Here is a 19,520-nt window from a genome sequence, read left to right as displayed (position 1 = left end):
CGCTCCGGTGACGGTCGCTTCCCGTCGTGAGAAACGGCCCGGCAGTCGTCAGTCGCCGGGCTTTCTCTTGCCCGTCAGCAGCGCGTAGACGGCCATGGAGTGCCCGTGGCCGAGGTCATAGTCGGCCTTCAGCCATTCGATGATCTGGCCGGCCTTGACGCTCGCTTTAAGTTTTCCACCTTCCGAGAAGCCTTTCGCGTCGGCGAGGCGCATCAAATCCTCCGGCCCCTGACCGGTCTTGTTCTTGATCGTGTCGAGATAGGCCTGGAACGACATGGACTTCCCCTCTCAAAGCTGTGAAGGCGGCACTATGGGATTGTCGAACAATTCGGACAATGGTTAGCTTCCGGCCATCAACAAGGCAGTCGACCAGCCCGTTATTACCCCGCCACTGACCGGCAAGGGTTGTGTTCCAGCCAAATTCCTGTATAGACGCGCGCAATCTGCCGGTCCCAGCTGGGGGCTGAACGGAGGGCCGGAGGTTTCTTCAAGGAACCGCCGCGTGAAGCGAAAACGCTTCCGCCTCCCGTGTCTCCGCTCTCGACCGTCTCGTCATGCTCCTTTCTTCTCCGCGTTTGCGGGTTAAGAGAAGTTGCAGAGGCTTTAGCCGCCGGGAACCGGGAGAGAAACGAAGAAAGGCAAAAGCACTATGGCTCTTTACGAACATGTGTTCCTTGCCCGGCAGGATCTGTCGCAGCAGCAGGTCGATGAGCTCGTTGAACGTTTCAAGGGCGTCATCACCGCAGGCGGCGGCTCGATTGGCCGGGTCGAGAACTGGGGACTGAAGTCCCTCACCTACCGGGTCAAGAAGAACCGGAAGGCATACTACACGCTGATGGACCTGACCTGCCCGCCGGCAGCGCTCAACGAGATGGAGCGCCAGATGGGTCTGTCGGAAGACGTCCTGCGCTTCCTGACCATCAAGGTCGAGAAGCACGAGGAAGGCGTCTCGGCAATGATGCAGAAGCGCGAAGAGCGCCCTGAGCGCGGTGGCTTCGGCGACCGTGACCGCGGCGATCGTGGCCCGCGCTCGTTCGGCGACCGGGATCGCGGCGACCGTGGTCCGCGCTCGTTCGGCGACCGCGAAGACCGCGGCCCGCGCCCGCAGCGCAGCTTTGAAGGGGGTGCAGAATAATGGTCGACATCAACCAGATCCCGACCCGGCGCCCGTTCCATCGCCGCCGCAAGACCTGCCCGTTCTCCGGCGCCAACGCCCCGAAGATCGACTACAAGGACGTGCGTCTCCTGCAGCGCTACATTTCCGAGCGTGGCAAGATCGTTCCGTCGCGCATCACCGCCGTCAGCCAGAAGAAGCAGCGTGAACTCGCCCAGGCGATCAAGCGCGCCCGCTTCCTCGGCCTGCTGCCCTACGTGGTCCGCTAAGCGCCTTTCCCCGCGGGCGGTTGCCGCCTGCGGGGTTTTCCCGGCCGTGATGGGCACGACCGGTGAATCTAAAATCCCGAGTTGGGTCTTTTGACCCTAACTGCCTCGACAGGCAGGACAGCGAAACCGGCGCCAGGCGCCCTTCACTTCCTGACTGTCTCCCGAACAGCGCCCGCTATGGCGCATATGGAGAAAACTATGGAAGTCATCCTTCTCGAACGCATTTCCCGCCTCGGCCAGATGGGCGACACCGTCAAGGTCAAGGACGGCTTCGCCCGCAACTTCCTTTTGCCGAAGGGCAAGGCGCTGCGCGCCAACGAAGCCAACAAGAAGAAGTTCGAAGGCCAGCGCGCCCAGCTCGAAGCTCGCAACCTCGAGCGCAAGGCCGAAGCCCAGCAGGTCGCCGACAAGCTCGACGGCAAGAGCTTCATCATCGTCCGCTCGGCTGGCGAAACCGGTCAGCTCTACGGCTCGGTCTCGACCCGTGACATCGCCGATCTCCTGACCGCGGAAGGCTTCACCGTCGCCCGCAACCAGATCGAGCTCAACCACCCGATCAAGACGATCGGCCTCACCAATGTGGCGATCGCGCTGCATCCGGAAGTCGAAGTCACCGTCACGCTCAACATCGCCCGCACGTCGGAAGAAGCCGAGCGTCAGGCCAAGGGTGAGATGCTGACCACCGCCGAAGCCATCTATGGCGACGACATCAACGAGAATGCCCGTCCGGACAGCTTCTTCGACCCGAACGCCGAGTTCGAGGGCGAAGAGGAAGCCTGATCCTTTCGGGATCTGTCACAAATCTGGCCTTGCAGCTGGATCAAGAAACCGGGCCTCGCGCCCGGTTTTTTTATGCCAACGGAACTTTTTGGCGCGCTCGCCTTTTTTGAAGGATTGGACAGCACGGCTGTCACTATCGTTCTTTGAGGGTTCGTCATGAATGTTTTCCTGGAACGCATTGCCCAACGCATCGTGCGCAGAGGCAACCTGGCCATCACCGGGCCAAACGGAGGGACCCGCACCTTCGGGGACGGAACCGGCCCGAAAGTGCATATGGTGATCCACACCCGCCGCGCCGAGCGCGCCATCACGCTGCATCCCTCGCTGGCCATTCCGGAGGCTTTCATGGAGGAGGAACTCGACTTCGTCGAAGGCGACGTGCTGTCCTTCCTCCAGCTCGTCTATCAGAACACCGGACTTTCGTGGGCGGAATCGACCTGGGGCAAGTTGCTCAACTCGGCGCGGCTGACGATCCGCCCTCTGCAGCAATTGAACAACGCCTACCGGTCACGGAAGAATGTGGCGCACCACTACGACCTCTCCGGCGACCTCTACAAACTCTTCCTCGACAAGGACATGCAGTATTCCTGCGCCTATTTCGAACGACCGGACATGACGCTCGAAGAGGCGCAACTCGCCAAGAAACGGCACATCGCCGCCAAGCTGAAAGTGCGGCCGGAGCAGACCGTGCTGGATATCGGCTCGGGCTGGGGCGGTCTTGGTCTCTATATCGCCGAGGCTTTCGGAGCCGATGTGCTGGGCGTGACGTTGTCGACCGAGCAGCACCAGGTGTCGACCGACCGTGCCCATGCCGAGGGCATGGACCGGCAGGTCCATTTCGAGTTGCGCGACTATCGCGACCTATCCGAACGCTTCGACCGCATCGTTTCGGTCGGCATGTTCGAACATGTCGGCATCAATCACTACAAAACCTTCTTCGACAAAAGCGCCAAGCTCTTGAAACCGGACGGCGTGATGCTCTTGCACACGATCGGTCGAACCGGACCGGCTACCACCACCAATGCCTTCATCCGCAAGCATATTTTCCCCGGCGGATATATTCCGGCCTTGTCGGAGATGATGCCACATATCGAGCGCTCGGGCCTGGCGGTGACGGATGTCGAGATCCTGCGACTGCACTATGCCGACACGCTCAAGCACTGGCGCGAGCGCTTCCTGGCCAATCGCGACAAGGTCAAGGCGATCTATGACGAACGCTTCTGCCGCATGTGGGAATTCTACCTCTCCGGTTCGGAAGCGTCGTTCCGCTGGCAGGACCTCGTTGTGTTCCAGATCCAGCTCACGCACAAGAACGACGTGCTTCCGGTGACGCGCGACTATATCGGCAAATGCGAAAAGGCGCTCGAAGTGCGGGATGCGCCGCAAAAGCCGCTCTTCGCCAAGCCGGCAAGGCGCCGGAGGGTGAAAGAGTGAGGAAGAAGACCAACAGCGGCGCGGCTAGCGCCGCTTGTTGAGAACAAAGCTAGACGCCTCGTCAATGGTTTCGTAAACCGGAGCTGATATCGCGAGCCTGGGGTTTGAGGCTGCGCCATGCTCGACAAAATCCCCGGGCCGACCGGGTCGCTCCCACTTGTGACGATAGCCGAGGCCCGCACCGTCGCCGCCTCGGACGGAGCCATGTCGACATTGCTCGGCTGGGTCGAGTCCTACCTCATGCGCGATCACCCCGACCTTGGGCGAACTGGAGCGGTCTGCCCGTTCACCCGGCAGGCGGCGAAGATCGACACGGTCAGGCTGGCGATCTCGAGCGCCGACGCCGCCAATGAAGAAGAGGCCTTCGCGCTGATCCGCAGGGCCTTCAGCGAGCTTGAGAAAATCCCCTGCAAAGCCGGGATGAAGCATTTTCGCACCGTGATCGTCGGCTTTCCGAATTGCAGCGATGACGAAGGCGTCGCCATGCTGCAACGTGTGCAGGCAAGGCATAAGTTTTATTCGCTGAGCCGCTTTCGCATGATCGGCTTCATGCATGCAGGCAACGAGGCGCCTGGATTGTGGAACCCCGCGTTCCGGCCATTGCGCGCGCCGCTGCCCGTGCTCGCCATCCGCCATCTGGTCGAACAGGATGCCCCGTTTGCCGCACGGCACCCGCTGCTTCTTGCACCGTTCCTGATAAAATTCCGCTTCGACGGCGCAAAACGTATCCTGGCCTACTGGCGGGCACAAAAGACGTGACCCGGACCACGTCGAAATCAAAGCAAAAAGGCGTCGAAGGATCAGACCTCGATCTTCGAGTGGTCGACACGGTCGAAGGTTTTCAGTCGCTCCAAGACGACTGGAACGCGCTTGCCCAGCGCTCCGCGGCTCCGCACCAGCTGTTCCAGGATTTCGGCTTCCTCCGCCATTGGGTGAGCCACTATCTCGGCGCCCGGCACCGCCTGCAGATCATCGTGGCGTATCGCGGCACGAACATCGTCGCGATCCTGCCTTTGGTGCGCCAACGCTGGCTCGGGCTGGACACGTTGCGCTTCATGGGCATTCCGGTCGCACGGTTCAGCGACCTTTTGATCGACGCGGACGCTGGAGAACCCGTTGTTCAGGCGCTACGAGCCAAGATCGGCGCTCTGCGCGCCGACATCATCGATGCGCCGCTCGTGCGTCAGGATTCGGCGTTCGTCCGCGTCGGGTTCGATCAGGACGCCGCGGTTCTATCCCGGCTTGATGCTCCCTTTTGCGTGCTGGCCGACCGCATAGGCGACGACGGCCCCGGCCCCGCCTATTCGGCCAAGATCCGCTCGAACTATCGCCGCAGGGTGCGCAATCTGGCGGGACCGGGCGAATTGCTGATGCGCCAATATCAGGCGGGGCCGGAGGCTGCCGGGCTGGCCCATGCGGCAGTTGTCATGAAGAAAGCTTGGCTGGAACGCGAAAAGATCGGCGCACCCACCCTTTTCGATCCCCGTTTCGAAGCTTTTTTCGCTAGAATGGCCGGCGATCAAGAGGCACTGGCGTCCATCAACGTCTCGACGCTTGAACGGGACGAGCGGCCCATCGGGATCGACCTGTCGTTCGACCACAAGGGCCATTGCTTCGGCCATGTCATAGCCACCGACGCCTGCGCGGAAAAGGACGGGGCCGGCAGTGTGCTGGTGCATCACGTGTTTGCCACCGCCAAAGCACGCGGAAATACCGTCTTCGAGCTGCTGACTCCCGCCAGCGAGCACAAGATGCGTCACGCCGACGGCGTGACCAAGGTGCGCGACCTCGTCATTCCGCTGAGCGTCAAGGGGCGGATCGCCTGCCAGGCCCTGCTGGTGCACGGACTGCCGGCGGCGAAGTCGCTGCTGCGGCGTTTTCCGGCAAGCCTGACCCGTGCCATTGCCTCGCGGACAGGCTATTAGACCTGATGGGTATTGTTCTTTTCGTCGCGGCGGCGGTCGCTGAAATCGCCGGTTGCTTTTCGTTCTGGGCCTGGTGGCGGCTGGAAAAATCGCCACTTTGGCTTGTTCCCGGCGTCATCTCGCTGATGGCTTTCGCCTGGCTGCTGGCGCTTGCCCCCACCGATGCCGCGGGACGTGCCTATGCCGCCTATGGCGGCATCTATATCGCGGCCTCGCTGCTGTGGCTGTGGCTGGTCGAAGGCGTGCGTCCCGACCGCTGGGATATCGTGGGAGCAGCAATCTGTATCGCCGGCGCGTCGCTGATCCTGCTTGCGCCAAGGAGTGCATAGAAGTGGAGTTGCCGGCGCAGTTAAAACAGGCGGTCGAGAGGCTGCTGGATGGGTTGCCGCTCAACACGCTGAAACAGGCTTCCAGAACGCTGTCCGACCGCTATCGGGCTGAGGTTCGCGACGGACGCCTGCATATGGGCGACGACATTGCCGCCAAGGCCTACCTCGCCACGCGCCTACCCGCCACCTATGCCGCCGTTCGGGCAAGTCTCGAGGCAACCAGCGAGGCGCTGCCTAATCTCGCGCCCAGAACATTGCTCGACATTGGTGCTGGGCCCGGCACGGTGCTGTGGGCGGCGTCCGACCTGTGGCCGTCCATCGAGGCAGCGACGCTGTTCGAAGCCAGTGCCGCCGCGCGCAAGGTCGGGCAGATGCTGGCTGGAGAGAACATCGCAGCCGAGATCCGCTGGCTGCAGGGCGACGTGACCGTCGACCTTCCCGACATGGCGGCCGTCGATCTCGTCACCATGGCCTATGTCATGGACGAGGTTGCGCCTGCGGCGCTGCCGAAACTCATCGACCGCCTTTGGCGCCTCACCGCCGACACTTTGCTCATCGTCGAACCGGGAACCCCGGCCGGCTGGCGCCGCATCCTCGATGCAAGAACACAGCTGATCGCAAGCGGAGCACATATCGCGGCGCCCTGCCCGCATGCGGAGCCCTGCCCGCTTGTCGCTCCCGACTGGTGTCACTTTTCCCGGCGCGTGGCGCGCTCACGCCTGCACCGGCTGGCCAAGGAAGCCGAAGTGCCGTGGGAAGACGAGAAATTCATCTACCTCGCCGCATCCCGTACACCCTCAGCTTTGCGCCATTCACGCGTACTGGCACCGCCAAAGGCCGGGTCGGGTAAGGTCTCGCTGAAACTCTGCCAGCCGGATGGCCTCGCATCAGAGCGCTTTTTGACCAAGCGCGACGGCGAAATCTTCAAGGCGGCGCGGCGGGCGGACTGGGGCGACAGCCTCGTTCAGGGCTGACTTCGATTTAACCAGGTTCTTGATATGTTCCGGTTATTCGGCTAGGTTTTGCGTCTTGTCGAGTCAAACAGATTCGGGGCATCGGAATATCGTCCTGTGGACGAAGATGCCTGGCTGTGAATCACGGTAAACATCGTCGACTGATCCGGCACTGATGCAGATAAGTCAGCATCGATCCGCTGCAGTTCTGCTACCGACAGATGGGATCAGGATCGGGGAATCATGGCGGAAGCAGCTCTCAAATTCGGCGCGGCGGAAACGCCGCTTTATCGCGAGGCGCCGAACAACATCGAGGCCGAGCAGGCGCTGCTCGGCGCCATGCTCGTCAACAACGACGCCTTCTACCGCGTCTCTGATTTTCTCAAGTCCGCGCATTTCTACGAGCCACTGCATCGCAAGATCTTCGAGGTCTCGGCGGAACTGATCCGTATGGGCAAGATGGCCAACCCGGTGACCATCAAGACCTTCCTGCCCGCCGACGAGAAGGTCGGCGACATGACCGTGGCGCAATATCTGGCCCGGCTGGCGGCCGAGGCGGTGACGGTCATCAACGCCGCCGACTATGGCCGCGCGATCTACGATCTGGCCACACGGCGCGCGCTGATCACCGTCGGCGAGGACATGGTCAACATCGCCTATGATGCGCCCGTCGACATGTCGCCGTCCGAACAGATCGAGGACGCCGAGCGCCGCCTGTTCGAACTGGCCGAAACCGGCCGCTACGATGGCGGTTTCGAGGCGTTCACAGATGCGGTCAAGACCGCCGTCGACATGGCCAACGCCGCCTATATGCGCGACGGCCACCTGTCCGGCATCTCCACCGGCTTGCGCGATGTCGACCGCAAGCTCGGCGGCCTGCAGTCCTCCGACCTGATCATCCTTGCCGGCCGCCCGGCCATGGGCAAGACATCGCTGGTCACCAACATCGCCTTCAACATCGCCGAAGCCTACCAGCCGGCGCAACAGGCCGACGGCTCGTTCAAGGCCGCCAATGGCGGCGTGGTCGGCTTCTTCTCGCTGGAAATGTCATCCGAGCAACTGGCCACCCGTATCATTTCCGAGCAGACCGAGATTTCGTCATCGAAGATCCGCCGCGGTGAAATCACCGAGGCCGATTTCGAAAAGCTGGTCGCCTGCGCGCAGACCATGCAGAAGATCCCGCTTTTCATCGACGCCACCGGTGGTATCTCGATCGCCCAGCTTGCCGCGCGCGCGCGCCGCCTGAAGCGTCAGCGCGGTCTCGACGTCATCGTCATCGACTACGTCCAGCTGATGCAGGGCTCGGCCAAATCCTCGCAGAACCGCGTGCAGGAAATCACTGAAATCACCACCGGCCTGAAGGCCCTGGCCAAGGAACTCAATGTTCCCATCATCGCACTGTCGCAGCTGTCGCGTCAGGTCGAAAGCCGTGACGACAAGCGCCCGCAGCTGTCGGACCTTCGCGAATCGGGCTCGATCGAGCAGGACGCGGACGTCGTCCTCTTTGTCTATCGCGACGAATATTACCTGCAGAACAAGCAGCCCGAGGAAGGCACGCCGGAATATGAGGACTGGCGGATCAAATTCGAGAAGGTGAAGGGCAAGGCCGAACTCATCATCGCCAAGCAGCGTCACGGCCCGACCGGCACGGTCGACCTCGCATTCGAGGGGCAATACACCCGCTTCTCCGATCTTGCCGAAGAACATCACCTGCCCGAGCGGTTCGAGTAACGCCTTGATTTGCATCCCTGCATCGCAGCGCAACCACGGCCGCGTTCATGGCTAAGTCGCGCGTCCAGTTCATCTGCCAGAATTGCGGCACGGTGCATCAGCGCTGGGCAGGCAAATGCGACGCTTGCGGCGAGTGGAACACGCTGATCGAGGAAGGCACCGCCGGCGGCATCGGCTCTGGGCCCGCTTCGCTGAAAAGCGCCCGCAAGGGCCGTGCCGTGGCGCTGACCACACTTTCCGGTGACATCGAGGATGCCCCGCGCATTGCTTCGGGCATCGGCGAGCTCGACCGCGCGACCGGCGGCGGCTTCGTGCGCGGCTCGGCGTTGTTGGTCGGAGGGGATCCAGGTATCGGCAAATCGACCCTGCTGACGCAGGCGGCGGCAGCGCTTGCCCGGCAAGGCCATCGCATCGTTTATGTTTCGGGCGAAGAGGCGGTGGCGCAGATCAGGTTGCGCGCCCAGAGGCTGGGCGCGGCATCAGCGCCGGTCGAGCTGGCCGCCGAAACCAATGTCGAGGACATCCTGGCCACGATCGCCGACGGCAAACGGCCGGACCTGGTGATCATCGATTCTATCCAGACGCTGTGGACGGACCTTGCCGATTCGGCACCCGGAACCGTCACGCAGGTGCGCGCCGCCGCCCAGGCGATGATCCGCTACGCGAAATCCACAGGCGCGGCGATCGTGCTGGTAGGCCACGTGACCAAGGAAGGCCAGATCGCCGGACCGCGTGTCGTCGAGCACATGGTCGACGCCGTCCTCTATTTCGAAGGCGAAGGCGGACACCACTTCCGCATCCTGCGCACGGTCAAGAACCGCTTCGGCCCCACCGACGAGATCGGCGTCTTCGAAATGTCCGACAAGGGGCTGCGCGAAGTGGCCAATCCATCCGAGCTTTTTCTCGGCGAACGCCACGCAAAGTCGCCCGGAGCCGCCGTTTTCGCGGGAATGGAGGGCACCAGGCCGGTGCTGGTGGAAATCCAGGCGCTGGTCGCGCCGTCGTCGCTCGGCACGCCGCGGCGCGCCGTCGTCGGCTGGGATAGCGCGCGGCTGTCGATGATCCTTGCCGTTCTGGAAGCCCATTGCGGGGTACGTTTCGGTCAGCACGACGTCTATCTCAACGTTGCCGGCGGCTACCGCATTTCCGAGCCGGCGGCCGACCTCGCCGTGTCGGCCGCCCTGGTGTCGTCGCTCACCGGTCTTGCCCTTCCCGCCGATTGCGTCTATTTCGGCGAAATCAGCCTTTCAGGCGCCGTGAGGCCGGTTGCGCATGCGCAACAGCGTCTCAAGGAAGCGGAAAAGCTGGGCTTCGGAAGCGCAGTCCTGCCCTTGGGCAGCGAGGAAATTGCCGGGGGGATAGGCGCCGGTGCTTTCCAGCCTACCGAGCTCGCCGATCTCGTAGCGCGCATTGCCGGCACCCGCCGCAGTCGCACTCCGGAAGACGAATGACAGGGCATATGGAGTAGGCGAAGACATGCCGATTACGCTGCTTGACGGAATTCTCGCCGGCTTCACTCTCGTTTCCGCGATGCTCGCGATGGTTCGCGGCTTCTCGCGCGAGGTTCTGTCGATCGCCTCATGGGCGGCGGCGGCAGTGGCGGCTTACCTGTTCTACAAGCCGGTCATCCCCTACCTCAAACCCTATATCGACAACGAAAAGATCGCGATGGGCGCTGCCGCCGGCATCGTCTTCGTGATCGCGCTAATCGTCGTGTCGATCATCACGATGAAGATCGCTGACTGGATCATCGACAGCCGGGTCGGCGCGCTCGACCGGACGCTGGGTTTCCTCTACGGCGCGGCGCGCGGCATCTTGGTCGTGGCTGTCGGCCTGATGTTCTTCAACTGGCTGGCCGGCGACAAGGCTCCGAACTGGATCGCCGCATCGAAGTCGCGCCCGCTGCTGGAATCGATCGGCAAATATATAGAGAGCGTGTTGCCGGAAGATCCGGAAAAGACGATTCTCAAGAAGCTCAACAAGAACGGCATGCTGCCCGAAGCCGGGACTGGAACGGCGCCCGCGGCTGGCGAGGCACCCGCTACCGGCGCGCCCGCCAACGAAAATGCGGCTCCCGACAACAACGCCGCTCCCGACGACGAAGCGCCCGCCGACCAGCCTCCCGCAGGCGGCAACGCCCCTGCCGGCGGCAATGCGCCGGCTACGAATAACTAACGATGGTGTGAACCGTCACGACTGCACGTTGCTTTCGGAGCGCTACCGCCTTATATCGCGGCTTTAGCGGACAAGAGGCTCCCGGCATGGCAGACGCAGCAGACGTGCTTTGCTCCGAGGCGGACGACCATTTCCACGACGAATGTGGCGTCTTCGGTATTTTCGGCCGCCAGGACGCGGCCGCCATCGTCACACTCGGGTTGCACGCGTTGCAGCACCGTGGCCAGGAGGCGGCCGGTATCGTCTCCTATGACGGTACGCAGTTCCATGTCGAACGGCATGTCGGCCTGATCGGCGACACCTTCACCAAGCAGGCGGTCATCGACAGCCTCAAGGGCAACCGCGCCATCGGCCACACCCGCTACGCCACCACCGGCGGTGCCGGCGTGCGCAACATCCAGCCCTTTTTTGCCGAACTCGCCGACGGCGGTTTCGCGGTTGCGCACAACGGCAACCTCACCAACGCCATGACGGTGCAGCGCGCCTTGCAGAAGCAAGGCTCGATCTTCTCGTCGACCTCCGACACCGAAACCATCCTGCACCTGGTCGCCACGTCCAAGGAGCGCGACCTCAATTCGCGCTTCATCGATGCCGTTCGCCAGGTCGAAGGTGCCTTCTCGCTGGTTGCGATGTCGTCGAAGAAGATGATCGGCTGCCGCGATCCTCTGGGTATTCGCCCGCTGGTGCTGGGCGATCTCGACGGCGCCTGGATCCTGGCCTCCGAAACCTGCGCGCTCGACATCATCGGCGCGCGCTTTGTCCGCGACCTGAAGCCGGGCGAGATGGTGGTGGTGACGGCCAAGGGCATCGAAAGCATGTTCCCGTTCGAACAGCAGAAGTCACGCTTCTGCATCTTCGAATATGTCTACTTCGCCCGCCCCGATTCTTCGGTCGAGGGCCGCAATGTCTATGAAGTACGCAAGCGCATCGGCGCCGAACTTGCCATGGAAAGCCCCGTCGACGCCGATCTCGTCGTGCCGGTGCCGGATTCGGGCACGCCGGCGGCAATCGGCTTCAGCCAGGCGGCCGGCCTTCCCTTCGAACTCGGCATCATCCGCAACCACTATGTCGGTCGCACCTTCATTTCACCGGGCGATTCCATTCGCCACATGGGTGTCAAGCTAAAGCACAACGCCAACCGTCGCATGATCGAAGGCAAGCGCGTGGTGCTGGTCGACGATTCCATCGTGCGCGGCACCACCTCGCAGAAGATCGTGCAGATGGTGCGCGACGCCGGCGCGAAGGAAGTGCATATGCGCATCGCCTCGCCGCCCACCCGCGCCTCCTGCTTCTACGGCGTCGACACGCCGGAGAAATCGAAGCTTTTGGCTTCGCGCATGTCGATCGAAGAGATGGCGGAATTCATCCGTGTCGATTCGCTCGGCTTTCTGACCATCGAGGGCCTCTACCGGGCCGTCGGCGAAGCCGGCCGCAACGACGAACAGCCACAGTTCTGCGACGCCTGCTTCACCGGTCAGTATCCGACCCGGCTGCTCGATCATGAAGGCACCGACAATGTGCGCACGCTGTCGCTGCTGGCGACCAACGGGCAATAAGGTTTCGGTCCGCCCTTAAGCTTCCGCGTCAGTTCGCGGAAGCCGCTTCGTCCTTCCAGACAAAACCTTTTCGCAGCGCCAGTCGTTCACCCGGTCCATGCACGGCGGCGAACAAAAGCCCGGCCAGGAAGGTGAAGTGGTCGATGAAGAAGCCGAACTCGTCCTGGTTGGCTTGCCAGTGCGACGGACCGTGGAAAGCAAAGGCCAGAAAGACCACATAGGCTCCAGCGAGCAAGGCGGCGTCGGAAAAGTAGGCGCCGGTGAGGAAAGCCAGAATCAGCCCGACCTCGAAGATCGCCGCCAACCAGGCCAACAGCAGCGGAAACGGAAGACCAGCCGCTGCGATGTAGGCGGCCGTATTGGCCATGCCGGCAAATTTGAAGCTGACGGCCATTGCAAAGACAGCGGCGAAAATCAGCCTGGCGACGAGAATTACGATTGTGCGGCCCATGGTCTCCTCCTGTGAAGCCTCGTTTCACCTTCAAGGACGTTGAAGCGCAGCCGTTCCCGACAGCGGCGCCGAAAATTCCCGCGACCGGCCTTCAAGTGATCATCCAACCCCACGGTCGTTCAACCCGAGCACGATGCCGATTGCAGCGTTGGCGAAGACGAGCAGACGATCTGCGCGCGACCATGACAGGAGAGTTGCGGACAACACTGTCCCTTCGCCGCGGTGTCGGAAATCTTGATGGGCGCCCGTCATCAATGCTCGGCGGGCACGATGCCAAAAGTGACGTTTGAAGGACCGCGGATGACTTGTTCGGTACCCAATCCGCCCAATGTGCCCGGTCCCAATGGCAGGTCGTCCACCGGTCCTTTCAGCAACTGAGCCGATTTCTTGGCCCGCGCCTCGCTCTGGACAACGATAAGGCCACCCTCCGACATCATTTTGCGGCACGTCGAGCCGACATTTTGCATGTAATATTGGTAGATGTCTTCGCCGGACGGTGCCTTCGCCTCCCTCACCGTATAGCCCTGAACGCGCATCTTCCGATAAGGCATGCGGATGGTCGGCACGCCCGGCACGGTTAAGGTGATGGCCTCGCCAACGACCCGATCCGTGATCGTGTCGTCGGACTCGTCCCCCATCACAACACCCACCGCCTTTATCTTGCGGTTCTCCATGTCTTTCTGGCAGACCTGAGTGATCATGCCGCCCGATTTCACCCTGTAGATATTTTTAGGCTCCAGCCGTTTGCCAGCCGTCACGCTGAGCGGAATTGCCGACGTTCCGAGCACCTGATTGGCCGCATAGGATGTGCATCCTTGCACAAGGACCACGACACCAACGACACAAGCTACTTTTCTCATATGGTTCCCCCATCAATTTCGGCAACCTAAAATAGAATTGCTATCAAAACAATATTACAGGTTGTAGAGGCGGCTATAGGCAAAAATGGGCTGCGTCCATCTCGCCCCTTGCCAAACGGCGCTGAACCGTGTTTCGCGAGGCTCGGAGTTTCCCGTCAAATCTCAGCAGGTACTGGCAGAAATGACACTTGACCTCACCGGCCGCCTCGCCGTCGTTACCGGCGCATCGCGCGGCATCGGCTACCACATCGCCAAGCAGATGGCGGCGGCGGGCGCTCACGTCATCGCGGTCGCCCGCACCGTCGGCGGGTTGGAAGAGTTGGACGACGAGATCAAGGCCGAACGCGCCCGGACCGGGAAAGGCGAAGCAACGCTGGTGCCGCTCGACCTCGCCGACATGACCGGCATCGACCGGCTGGGTGGCGCCATCCACGATCGCTGGGGTAAGCTCGACATACTCGTGGCCAATGCCGGCGTCCTGGGCGTCATTTCGCCGATCGGCCATGTCGAAGCCAAGGTCTTTGAGAAGGTCATGACGGTCAACGTGACGTCGACATGGCGACTGATCCGTTCGGTCGATCCGCTGCTCAGGCTTTCCGATGCGGGTCGCGCCATCGTGCTGTCGTCCGGCGCCGCCCATTCGGCGCGTGCCTTCTGGGCGCCCTATGCGGCCTCGAAGGCAGCAGTAGAGGCGATGGTTCGCTCCTGGGCCGACGAAACCAGGAACTCGCCGCTGCGGGTCAACGCCGTCGATCCCGGCGCTACTCGCACCGCCATGCGCGCTCAGGCCGTACCTGGCGAAAACCCGGACACCCTGCCCCATCCTTCTGAGATCGCGGCCCGGATCGTGCCGCTGGCCAGTCCTTCAGTGACGGAAACCGGCATGATCTTCCAAGCAAAGCCGAACCGCTGGGTGTCGTACCAGATGCCGGCCTGAGATCGGCTGTTCTGAGGAGAAGGCCGTCATCGGGGGCAAGCCCCCGTTCGGCACCAACCGTCGCAGGCCCGTCGGCAATGGCACGATCCGATTTGTGGAAGAAACATACGGACTTAGGCGTTCACATTTGGAGGCAACGAGCCCCAAAGGTTGATCCGATCTTCGAGGCTCCGCGTCACCGGTGCGCTTTCACCTGCCGGCAAGACTTGCTAGGCTCGCGCAACCCGTCATCTCCAATCCGCAGAAAAGAGGATTCCCCATGTCATCGACCGTTGCCCTGGTCTGGTATCTCGTGGTGGCCGGCCCGCAAGGCGGCATGGTGGTGCTGCCAAGCACTTTCGACAAACGCGAACAGTGCACTGCGGCCATAGCCGAATATCAGAAGCAGCCGGCGCCGGTGGGCTGGGCGGTGCAGTGCGTCCCCAGCGCCTCGCCCTATGCCGACATGGGAGACGACGAGCCGGGCGCCTCGCAAGTGCCGCAGCCGGCGCAACCGGCTCAGTAAGGACGCATTGTTGCTACACTGCGCCAACGCAACCACTTCTGTGGCTTAGCAGCGCTGATGATGCGCCTCGTGTAGCCTAGCGGCTGCGGTGGGCTCTGAAACAATCGAGATTCGGGTTCGGCCGCCTCAGCAGTCGCCGGACTCGTCATGTCAGAAGTCGTCCTCACCGATACACGCGAGAAAGTGCTGGCCGGCATCATGCTGACCAGTTTTTCCTATCTGCTGTTTTCGTTCCAGGATGCATCCATCAAGCTCTTGGTGGTGGCTGCGCCAGTCTGGCAGATCCTGTTCTTCCGTAGTGCCACGATCCTTGCCGGCTGCGTTGCCACCGGCGGCTGGAGACTCCTTGCGGATTCGGCGCGTTCGCCGATCCTCAAATCCATGCTTTTGCGCAGCTTTCTCATCCTGGCGGCGTGGCTTTGCTATTATACGGCCGCCAAGGATCTGCAGCTCGCCGAACTGACCACCATCTATTTCGCCGCGCCGATCATCGTCACCGCCTTGTCGATCGTCGTGCTGGGCGAGAAGGTTCCCTTGCTGCGCTGGGCAGCGGTGCTGATCGGTTTTGGCGGCGTCTTCGTCGCTTGCGATCCTGCCAGGCTCGGCTTTTCACTGCCGGTGATCCTGGTGCTGGCAGCGGCCGCGCTATGGGGATTGTCCATCGTGCTTCTGAGCAAGGTCGCCTCCCAGGAGCGCACGACGGTGCAACTCGTGCTCAACAACGGCTTCTTCCTGGTCATCGCCGGCCTGCCGCTGTTCTGGACCTGGCAGACACCCGGTTGGCAGGAACTCCTGCTGCTGATCGCCGTTGGCGCCTTTGGCGGCCTCGGTCAGTATTTTCTGTTCGAAGGCATGAAACGGGCGCCCATCTCCATCATCGCTCCGTTCGAATATACGGCGCTCGTCTGGGCTTTCGCGCTCGGCTTCCTGATCTGGGGCGACGTGCCGCGCAGCGAAGTGTTCATCGGTGCGGCAATCATCGTCTTCGCCGGCCTCGTCATCGTCGCCAGCGAGCGCTTCCGCAAACCGGCCGCCTGAACGCGCATTCCTGCCAGAAGGCTGTCAGTAGCCCGGCGCTATCGTGATGCAGCGCCGGAGGAGCCGATGACACCACCAAACGGGGTTTCGAACGAACGAACGCTGGGCATCCTGCTGGTCTCGGCATCGGCGATCGTGTTCGGCCTCACCGGCGTGCTGACCAAATCGATTTCGGCCGACGCCCTGACCGTCTCCTGTTGGCGCGGTTTCGTCGGTTTCCTGCTGATCGGAGCCTATGTGCGCTGGCGTCCCCGAAGGGCAGGCGAAAAGCCCAACATGCGGCTTGGCTGGCGTGGATGGTTGGTGGCCGTGGTCGGTGCAGCCGCCAGCATTGCCTTCATCTCGGCCTTCAAATTCACCTATGTCGCCAATGTCGCCGTCATTTACGCGACAGCGCCCTTCGTGACCGCCTTGCTGGCATGGCTGCTCGTGCGCGAGCCATTTCGAGCGCCGACGCTGGCTGCGGCCATTGTCTCGCTCACCGGCGTTGCCATCATGGTTCATTCCGGGTTCGGGTCCGGCAATCTGTTCGGCGACGGGCTCGCGGCACTGATGACCATCGGCAGCGCGCTCTACATGATCATGATCCGCGCGTTTCGCGACACGCCGGTCGTCTGGGCCGGTGCCGTCTCGGCCTTTCTTCTCTTCATATTCGGTTGGTTCGTCACCGACCCTCTGGCGATCACCACCTGGGACGCCGTGCTGCTCGTTGTCTTCGGGGCATCGTTCGCATTGGCATCGATCCTCTGGACCGAAGGCAGCCGACTCATTCCGGCGCCGGAATCCGCACTATTGGGCGCGGCGGAGGTACCCGCCGCGGTATTGCTGGCTTGGCTGTTCCTGTCGGAGGTGCCGCCTGCGGCCAGCATATTGGGCGGCGCGATCGTGCTTGCCGCGGTTCTGGCTCACGGCGCCCGCGATTGGTTCAAGGCACGGCGGGCAGCGGCGCTGCCGGTAGCGTCACCATCAAAATAGTCGCGCTGTCACGGAACCATCATGTTGCACACGCATTATTGTCTAGCGGGCCACGCTCTAGTCCCCCCAATCCCCCGGCCCGCTCCCCCTCCAGAGCCGACCTCTTGGTCGGCTTTTTCTTTGTCGTCGGCAGTGCGCGTCTTCCGCATTGACCTTGGCATCACTTCGGATAGGTTTTGCCCCGGCAAGGTCGGCGATCGACTACGCTAGATTGAGCGTCCAAGCGGACGCGCGACACCCTGACCGGCATTGGGAGTGACGCGGTATGATCCTGACCCTGGGGCTGCTCGCAGCACTCGCGATCGCCTGGTTGCTCGTCGGCCTTGTCGAGAAGGTCCGGCTAGGCCTCAGCCTCGCGCAGGCGCTGCTCTACACACCGTTCAAGCTGGCCTATCGCATCGCCGATCACCGCATCAGGCTCGCCCGCGACAGCGACGCTCCAGTCATCTACGTGATCGTCCATCAGTCGAGAATAGACCCGGCGCTAATGCTGTCGCTCCTGCCGGAGGATACGCTTCACATTCTGGACGAGGCATCGGCGCACTCCTTCTGGCTAGAACCGTGGCGGGAGCTTGCTCGCACCATCGCGTTTAATGCCGAACATGTCTTCGTCAGCCGCAGGCTCGTGCGCGTTCTCAAGGGACGCGGCCGGCTGGCCGTCTATTTCCCCGACGCCGTGGAACCGGACGTCAAGTCGTTCCGGCTATACCGCGCGGTCGCCCGCATCGCCATGCAGGCCGACGCCCGCATTGTGCCGATCTTCGTCGGTGGCGCACGCTGGCTGCCTACGTCGCTCACGCCCGCCAACAAGGCGCCGCGGCGCTGGTTCCCGAGGCTCGACATCAGCGTGCTTGCGCCGATGACCGTGGACGAGCTGGCGGCGCGCGGCGGCGAGCCGGCGACCAATGGCAGCAACGCCCTGTTCGATCGCGTCGCCGAAGCCCGCTTCGCCGCCACCGACCTTACCCGCAGCCTGTTTCAGGCAATGCGGGACGCCGCCGACCGTTTCGGGGCCTCTCATCCGATCGTCGAGGATGTGGTTTCGGGGGCTCTGAGCTACCGCCGCCTTTTCGCCGGCGCACGCATCATCGGCCAAAAGGTCGAAGCCAAGACGGCACCGGGCGAGGCCGTCGGCCTGCTTCTGCCCAACACCAATGGCGTCGCCATCTCCCTGCTCGGCCTGCTGTCGGCCGGGCGCGTGGCAGCCATGATCAACTATACGGCCGGGCCGGCAAGCATCACTTCGGCCGTACGCACAGCGACGATCCGCACCATCGTTTCCTCGCGCGCATTCGTCGAGAAGGCGTCGCTTTCGGATATCGTCGAGGCAGCGCAAGCAGGCGGCGCCCAGTTCCTGTGGCTTGAGGAGTTGCGCGACGATACGTCGTCACTGGACCGGCTGAGCGCCATGCTTTTCTGGCGATGGCCGCTGCAGCCGCAGGATGCCGCCAAGCCTGCCGTCATCCTGTTCACGTCCGGTTCGGAAGGCGCCCCCAAGGCGGTGGTGCTTTCCAATCGCAGTTTGCTGGCCAATGCGATGCAGGCCGAGGCGCGCATCACCATTTCGCCTCTGGATATCTTGTTCAACGTCCTGCCGGTGTTCCACTCATTCGGACTGACCGGCGGTACCATCCTGCCGCTGCTGACCGGCGTGAAGGCGTTTCTCTACCCTTCGCCGCTGCACTACAAGATCATCCCCGAGATCGCCCGCAAGGCGCGGCCGACGGTCATGTTCGGCACCGACACCTTCCTGGCCAACTATGCGCGCCATGCCGGCGACGGCGACTTCTCCAGCCTTCGCTTCATCGTGGCCGGGGCCGAGCCGGTGAAAGCGGATACGCGCCGCATCTATCGCGAGCGTTTCCAGGCCGAGATCATCGAAGGCTTCGGCCTGACCGAGGCGGCCCCCGTCGTGTCGGTCAATACGGCGATTCACAATCGCGAGGGGACTGTGGGCAGGCTGCTGCCCGCGATCAAAATGAGGCTCGACCCGGTCGAAGGCATAGAGAATGGCGGCAGGCTGTGGCTCGACGGACCCAACATGATGATGGGTTACATGACCGCCGACCGCCCCGGCGAGTTGCAACCGCTGCAAGGCTGGCACGACACCGGCGATATCGTTTCCGTCGACCGCGACGGCTTCATCACCATTCGCGGCCGTGCCAAGCGCTTCGCCAAGATCGCCGGCGAAATGGTATCGCTTGGCGCAGTCGAGATGCTGGTGCAGTCGCTCTGGCCGGAGGACAACCATGCGGCGGTGGCCGTGCCCGACAAGCGCCGGGGAGAGCGCATCGTGCTGGTGACCACGGCCGACGAGGCCGAAGCCGATGCGCTGCGCAAGTTCGGCAAGGCGCATGGCGCCGCCGAACTCATGGTGCCGAACGACATCGTGAAGGTGGACGCGCTTCCTGTTCTGGGCTCAGGCAAGACCGATTATGTGTCAGCGCGCAAACTGGCGATGGAACGCCTGGGACTGCCGGCCTGAGCG

General features: G+C 62.8%; 20 protein-coding genes. 17 read left to right on the top strand and 3 right to left on the bottom strand.

Going from position 1 to position 19,520, the window contains the following annotated elements:
- Nucleotides 1-48: 48 nt before the first annotated feature.
- A complete protein-coding gene (locus QFZ88_RS23285) occupies nucleotides 49-276 on the bottom strand; it encodes a DUF4287 domain-containing protein (RefSeq protein ID WP_024923877.1) in 228 nt (75 codons plus the stop codon).
- Between the two features lie 373 nt (nucleotides 277-649).
- Here QFZ88_RS23285 and rpsF point away from each other — a divergent pair, with 373 nt between their 5' ends.
- From rpsF to purF, 12 genes are all read left to right on the top strand, one after another.
- On the top strand, nucleotides 650-1,135 hold the full coding sequence (rpsF, locus tag QFZ88_RS23280) for a 30S ribosomal protein S6 (protein WP_024923878.1): 486 nt from the start codon (nucleotides 650-652) through the stop codon (nucleotides 1,133-1,135).
- Nucleotides 1,135-1,383, top strand: coding sequence for a 30S ribosomal protein S18 (gene rpsR / locus QFZ88_RS23275; RefSeq protein WP_024923879.1), 249 nt, complete (start codon nucleotides 1,135-1,137; stop codon nucleotides 1,381-1,383). The genes rpsF and rpsR overlap by 1 nt, the downstream gene beginning before the upstream one ends.
- A 198-nt stretch (nucleotides 1,384-1,581) precedes the next feature.
- Complete coding sequence (gene rplI / locus QFZ88_RS23270) at nucleotides 1,582-2,163, top strand: 50S ribosomal protein L9 (protein ID WP_024923880.1); 582 nt, start codon at nucleotides 1,582-1,584, stop codon at nucleotides 2,161-2,163.
- 156 nt (nucleotides 2,164-2,319) lie between these two features.
- The gene (locus tag QFZ88_RS23265) at nucleotides 2,320-3,597 is read left to right on the top strand and encodes an SAM-dependent methyltransferase (protein ID WP_024923881.1); all 1,278 of its coding nucleotides are present in this window, start codon (nucleotides 2,320-2,322) and stop codon (nucleotides 3,595-3,597) included.
- A 213-nt stretch (nucleotides 3,598-3,810) separates the two neighbouring features.
- Nucleotides 3,811-4,356, top strand: a complete 546-nt coding sequence (locus QFZ88_RS23260; protein WP_137900407.1) for a DUF6875 domain-containing protein — start codon at nucleotides 3,811-3,813, stop codon at nucleotides 4,354-4,356.
- A 59-nt stretch (nucleotides 4,357-4,415) separates the two neighbouring features.
- Nucleotides 4,416-5,522, top strand: coding sequence for a GNAT family N-acetyltransferase (locus QFZ88_RS23255; RefSeq protein WP_024923883.1), 1,107 nt, complete (start codon nucleotides 4,416-4,418; stop codon nucleotides 5,520-5,522).
- Nucleotides 5,523-5,527: 5 nt separating this feature from the next.
- Nucleotides 5,528-5,851: a YnfA family protein gene (locus QFZ88_RS23250; RefSeq protein ID WP_024923884.1), complete on the top strand. Its 324-nt coding sequence runs from the start codon at nucleotides 5,528-5,530 to the stop codon at nucleotides 5,849-5,851.
- A 2-nt stretch (nucleotides 5,852-5,853) separates the two neighbouring features.
- Complete coding sequence (locus QFZ88_RS23245; protein WP_024923885.1) at nucleotides 5,854-6,825, top strand: small ribosomal subunit Rsm22 family protein; 972 nt, start codon at nucleotides 5,854-5,856, stop codon at nucleotides 6,823-6,825.
- 222 nt (nucleotides 6,826-7,047) lie between these two features.
- Nucleotides 7,048-8,535: a replicative DNA helicase gene (locus tag QFZ88_RS23240; RefSeq protein ID WP_024923886.1), complete on the top strand. Its 1,488-nt coding sequence runs from the start codon at nucleotides 7,048-7,050 to the stop codon at nucleotides 8,533-8,535.
- 47 nt (nucleotides 8,536-8,582) lie between these two features.
- Nucleotides 8,583-9,986 carry a DNA repair protein RadA gene (gene radA, locus QFZ88_RS23235; protein WP_024923887.1) on the top strand — a complete coding sequence of 468 codons (1,404 nt, stop codon included), beginning with the start codon at nucleotides 8,583-8,585 and terminating at the stop codon, nucleotides 9,984-9,986.
- A 25-nt stretch (nucleotides 9,987-10,011) separates the two neighbouring features.
- Entirely contained in the window at nucleotides 10,012-10,710 is a 699-nt protein-coding gene (locus QFZ88_RS23230; protein WP_024923888.1) for a CvpA family protein, read from the top strand.
- Nucleotides 10,711-10,796: 86 nt separating this feature from the next.
- The gene (purF, locus tag QFZ88_RS23225; RefSeq protein WP_024923889.1) at nucleotides 10,797-12,266 is read left to right on the top strand and encodes an amidophosphoribosyltransferase; all 1,470 of its coding nucleotides are present in this window, start codon (nucleotides 10,797-10,799) and stop codon (nucleotides 12,264-12,266) included.
- Nucleotides 12,267-12,294: 28 nt separating this feature from the next.
- Here purF and QFZ88_RS23220 read toward each other — a convergent pair whose 3' ends face one another.
- Entirely contained in the window at nucleotides 12,295-12,717 is a 423-nt protein-coding gene (locus QFZ88_RS23220) for a DoxX family protein (RefSeq protein ID WP_024923890.1), read from the bottom strand.
- 251 nt (nucleotides 12,718-12,968) lie between these two features.
- Nucleotides 12,969-13,577, bottom strand: coding sequence for a hypothetical protein (locus tag QFZ88_RS23215; protein ID WP_036257101.1), 609 nt, complete (start codon nucleotides 13,575-13,577; stop codon nucleotides 12,969-12,971).
- A gap of 181 nt (nucleotides 13,578-13,758) precedes the next feature.
- Between QFZ88_RS23215 and QFZ88_RS23210 the strand changes: the two genes are divergently transcribed.
- The 5 genes from QFZ88_RS23210 (at nucleotide 13,759) to QFZ88_RS23190 (ending at nucleotide 19,517) form a co-directional block, all read left to right on the top strand.
- Nucleotides 13,759-14,514 (top strand): SDR family NAD(P)-dependent oxidoreductase, encoded by a 756-nt coding sequence (locus QFZ88_RS23210; protein WP_024923892.1) that lies wholly within the window; start codon nucleotides 13,759-13,761, stop codon nucleotides 14,512-14,514.
- Nucleotides 14,515-14,773: 259 nt separating this feature from the next.
- A complete protein-coding gene (locus QFZ88_RS23205; protein ID WP_024923893.1) occupies nucleotides 14,774-15,019 on the top strand; it encodes a hypothetical protein in 246 nt (81 codons plus the stop codon).
- 147 nt (nucleotides 15,020-15,166) lie between these two features.
- Nucleotides 15,167-16,057, top strand: coding sequence for a DMT family transporter (locus tag QFZ88_RS23200; protein ID WP_024923894.1), 891 nt, complete (start codon nucleotides 15,167-15,169; stop codon nucleotides 16,055-16,057).
- 66 nt (nucleotides 16,058-16,123) lie between these two features.
- Entirely contained in the window at nucleotides 16,124-17,032 is a 909-nt protein-coding gene (locus QFZ88_RS23195; RefSeq protein ID WP_024923895.1) for a DMT family transporter, read from the top strand.
- Between the two features lie 265 nt (nucleotides 17,033-17,297).
- Nucleotides 17,298-19,517, top strand: a complete 2,220-nt coding sequence (locus tag QFZ88_RS23190) for an AMP-binding protein (protein ID WP_024923896.1) — start codon at nucleotides 17,298-17,300, stop codon at nucleotides 19,515-19,517.
- Nucleotides 19,518-19,520 lie beyond the last annotated feature (3 nt).

Origin of the sequence: Mesorhizobium sp. YL-MeA3-2017, assembly GCF_030814575.1 — a bacterium.
In the GTDB taxonomy this organism is placed as follows: Bacteria; Pseudomonadota; Alphaproteobacteria; order Rhizobiales; family Rhizobiaceae; genus Mesorhizobium; species Mesorhizobium terrae.
The sequence above is the reverse complement of the archived record's forward strand: the minus strand, read 5'-3'. Positions and strand labels throughout refer to the sequence as shown.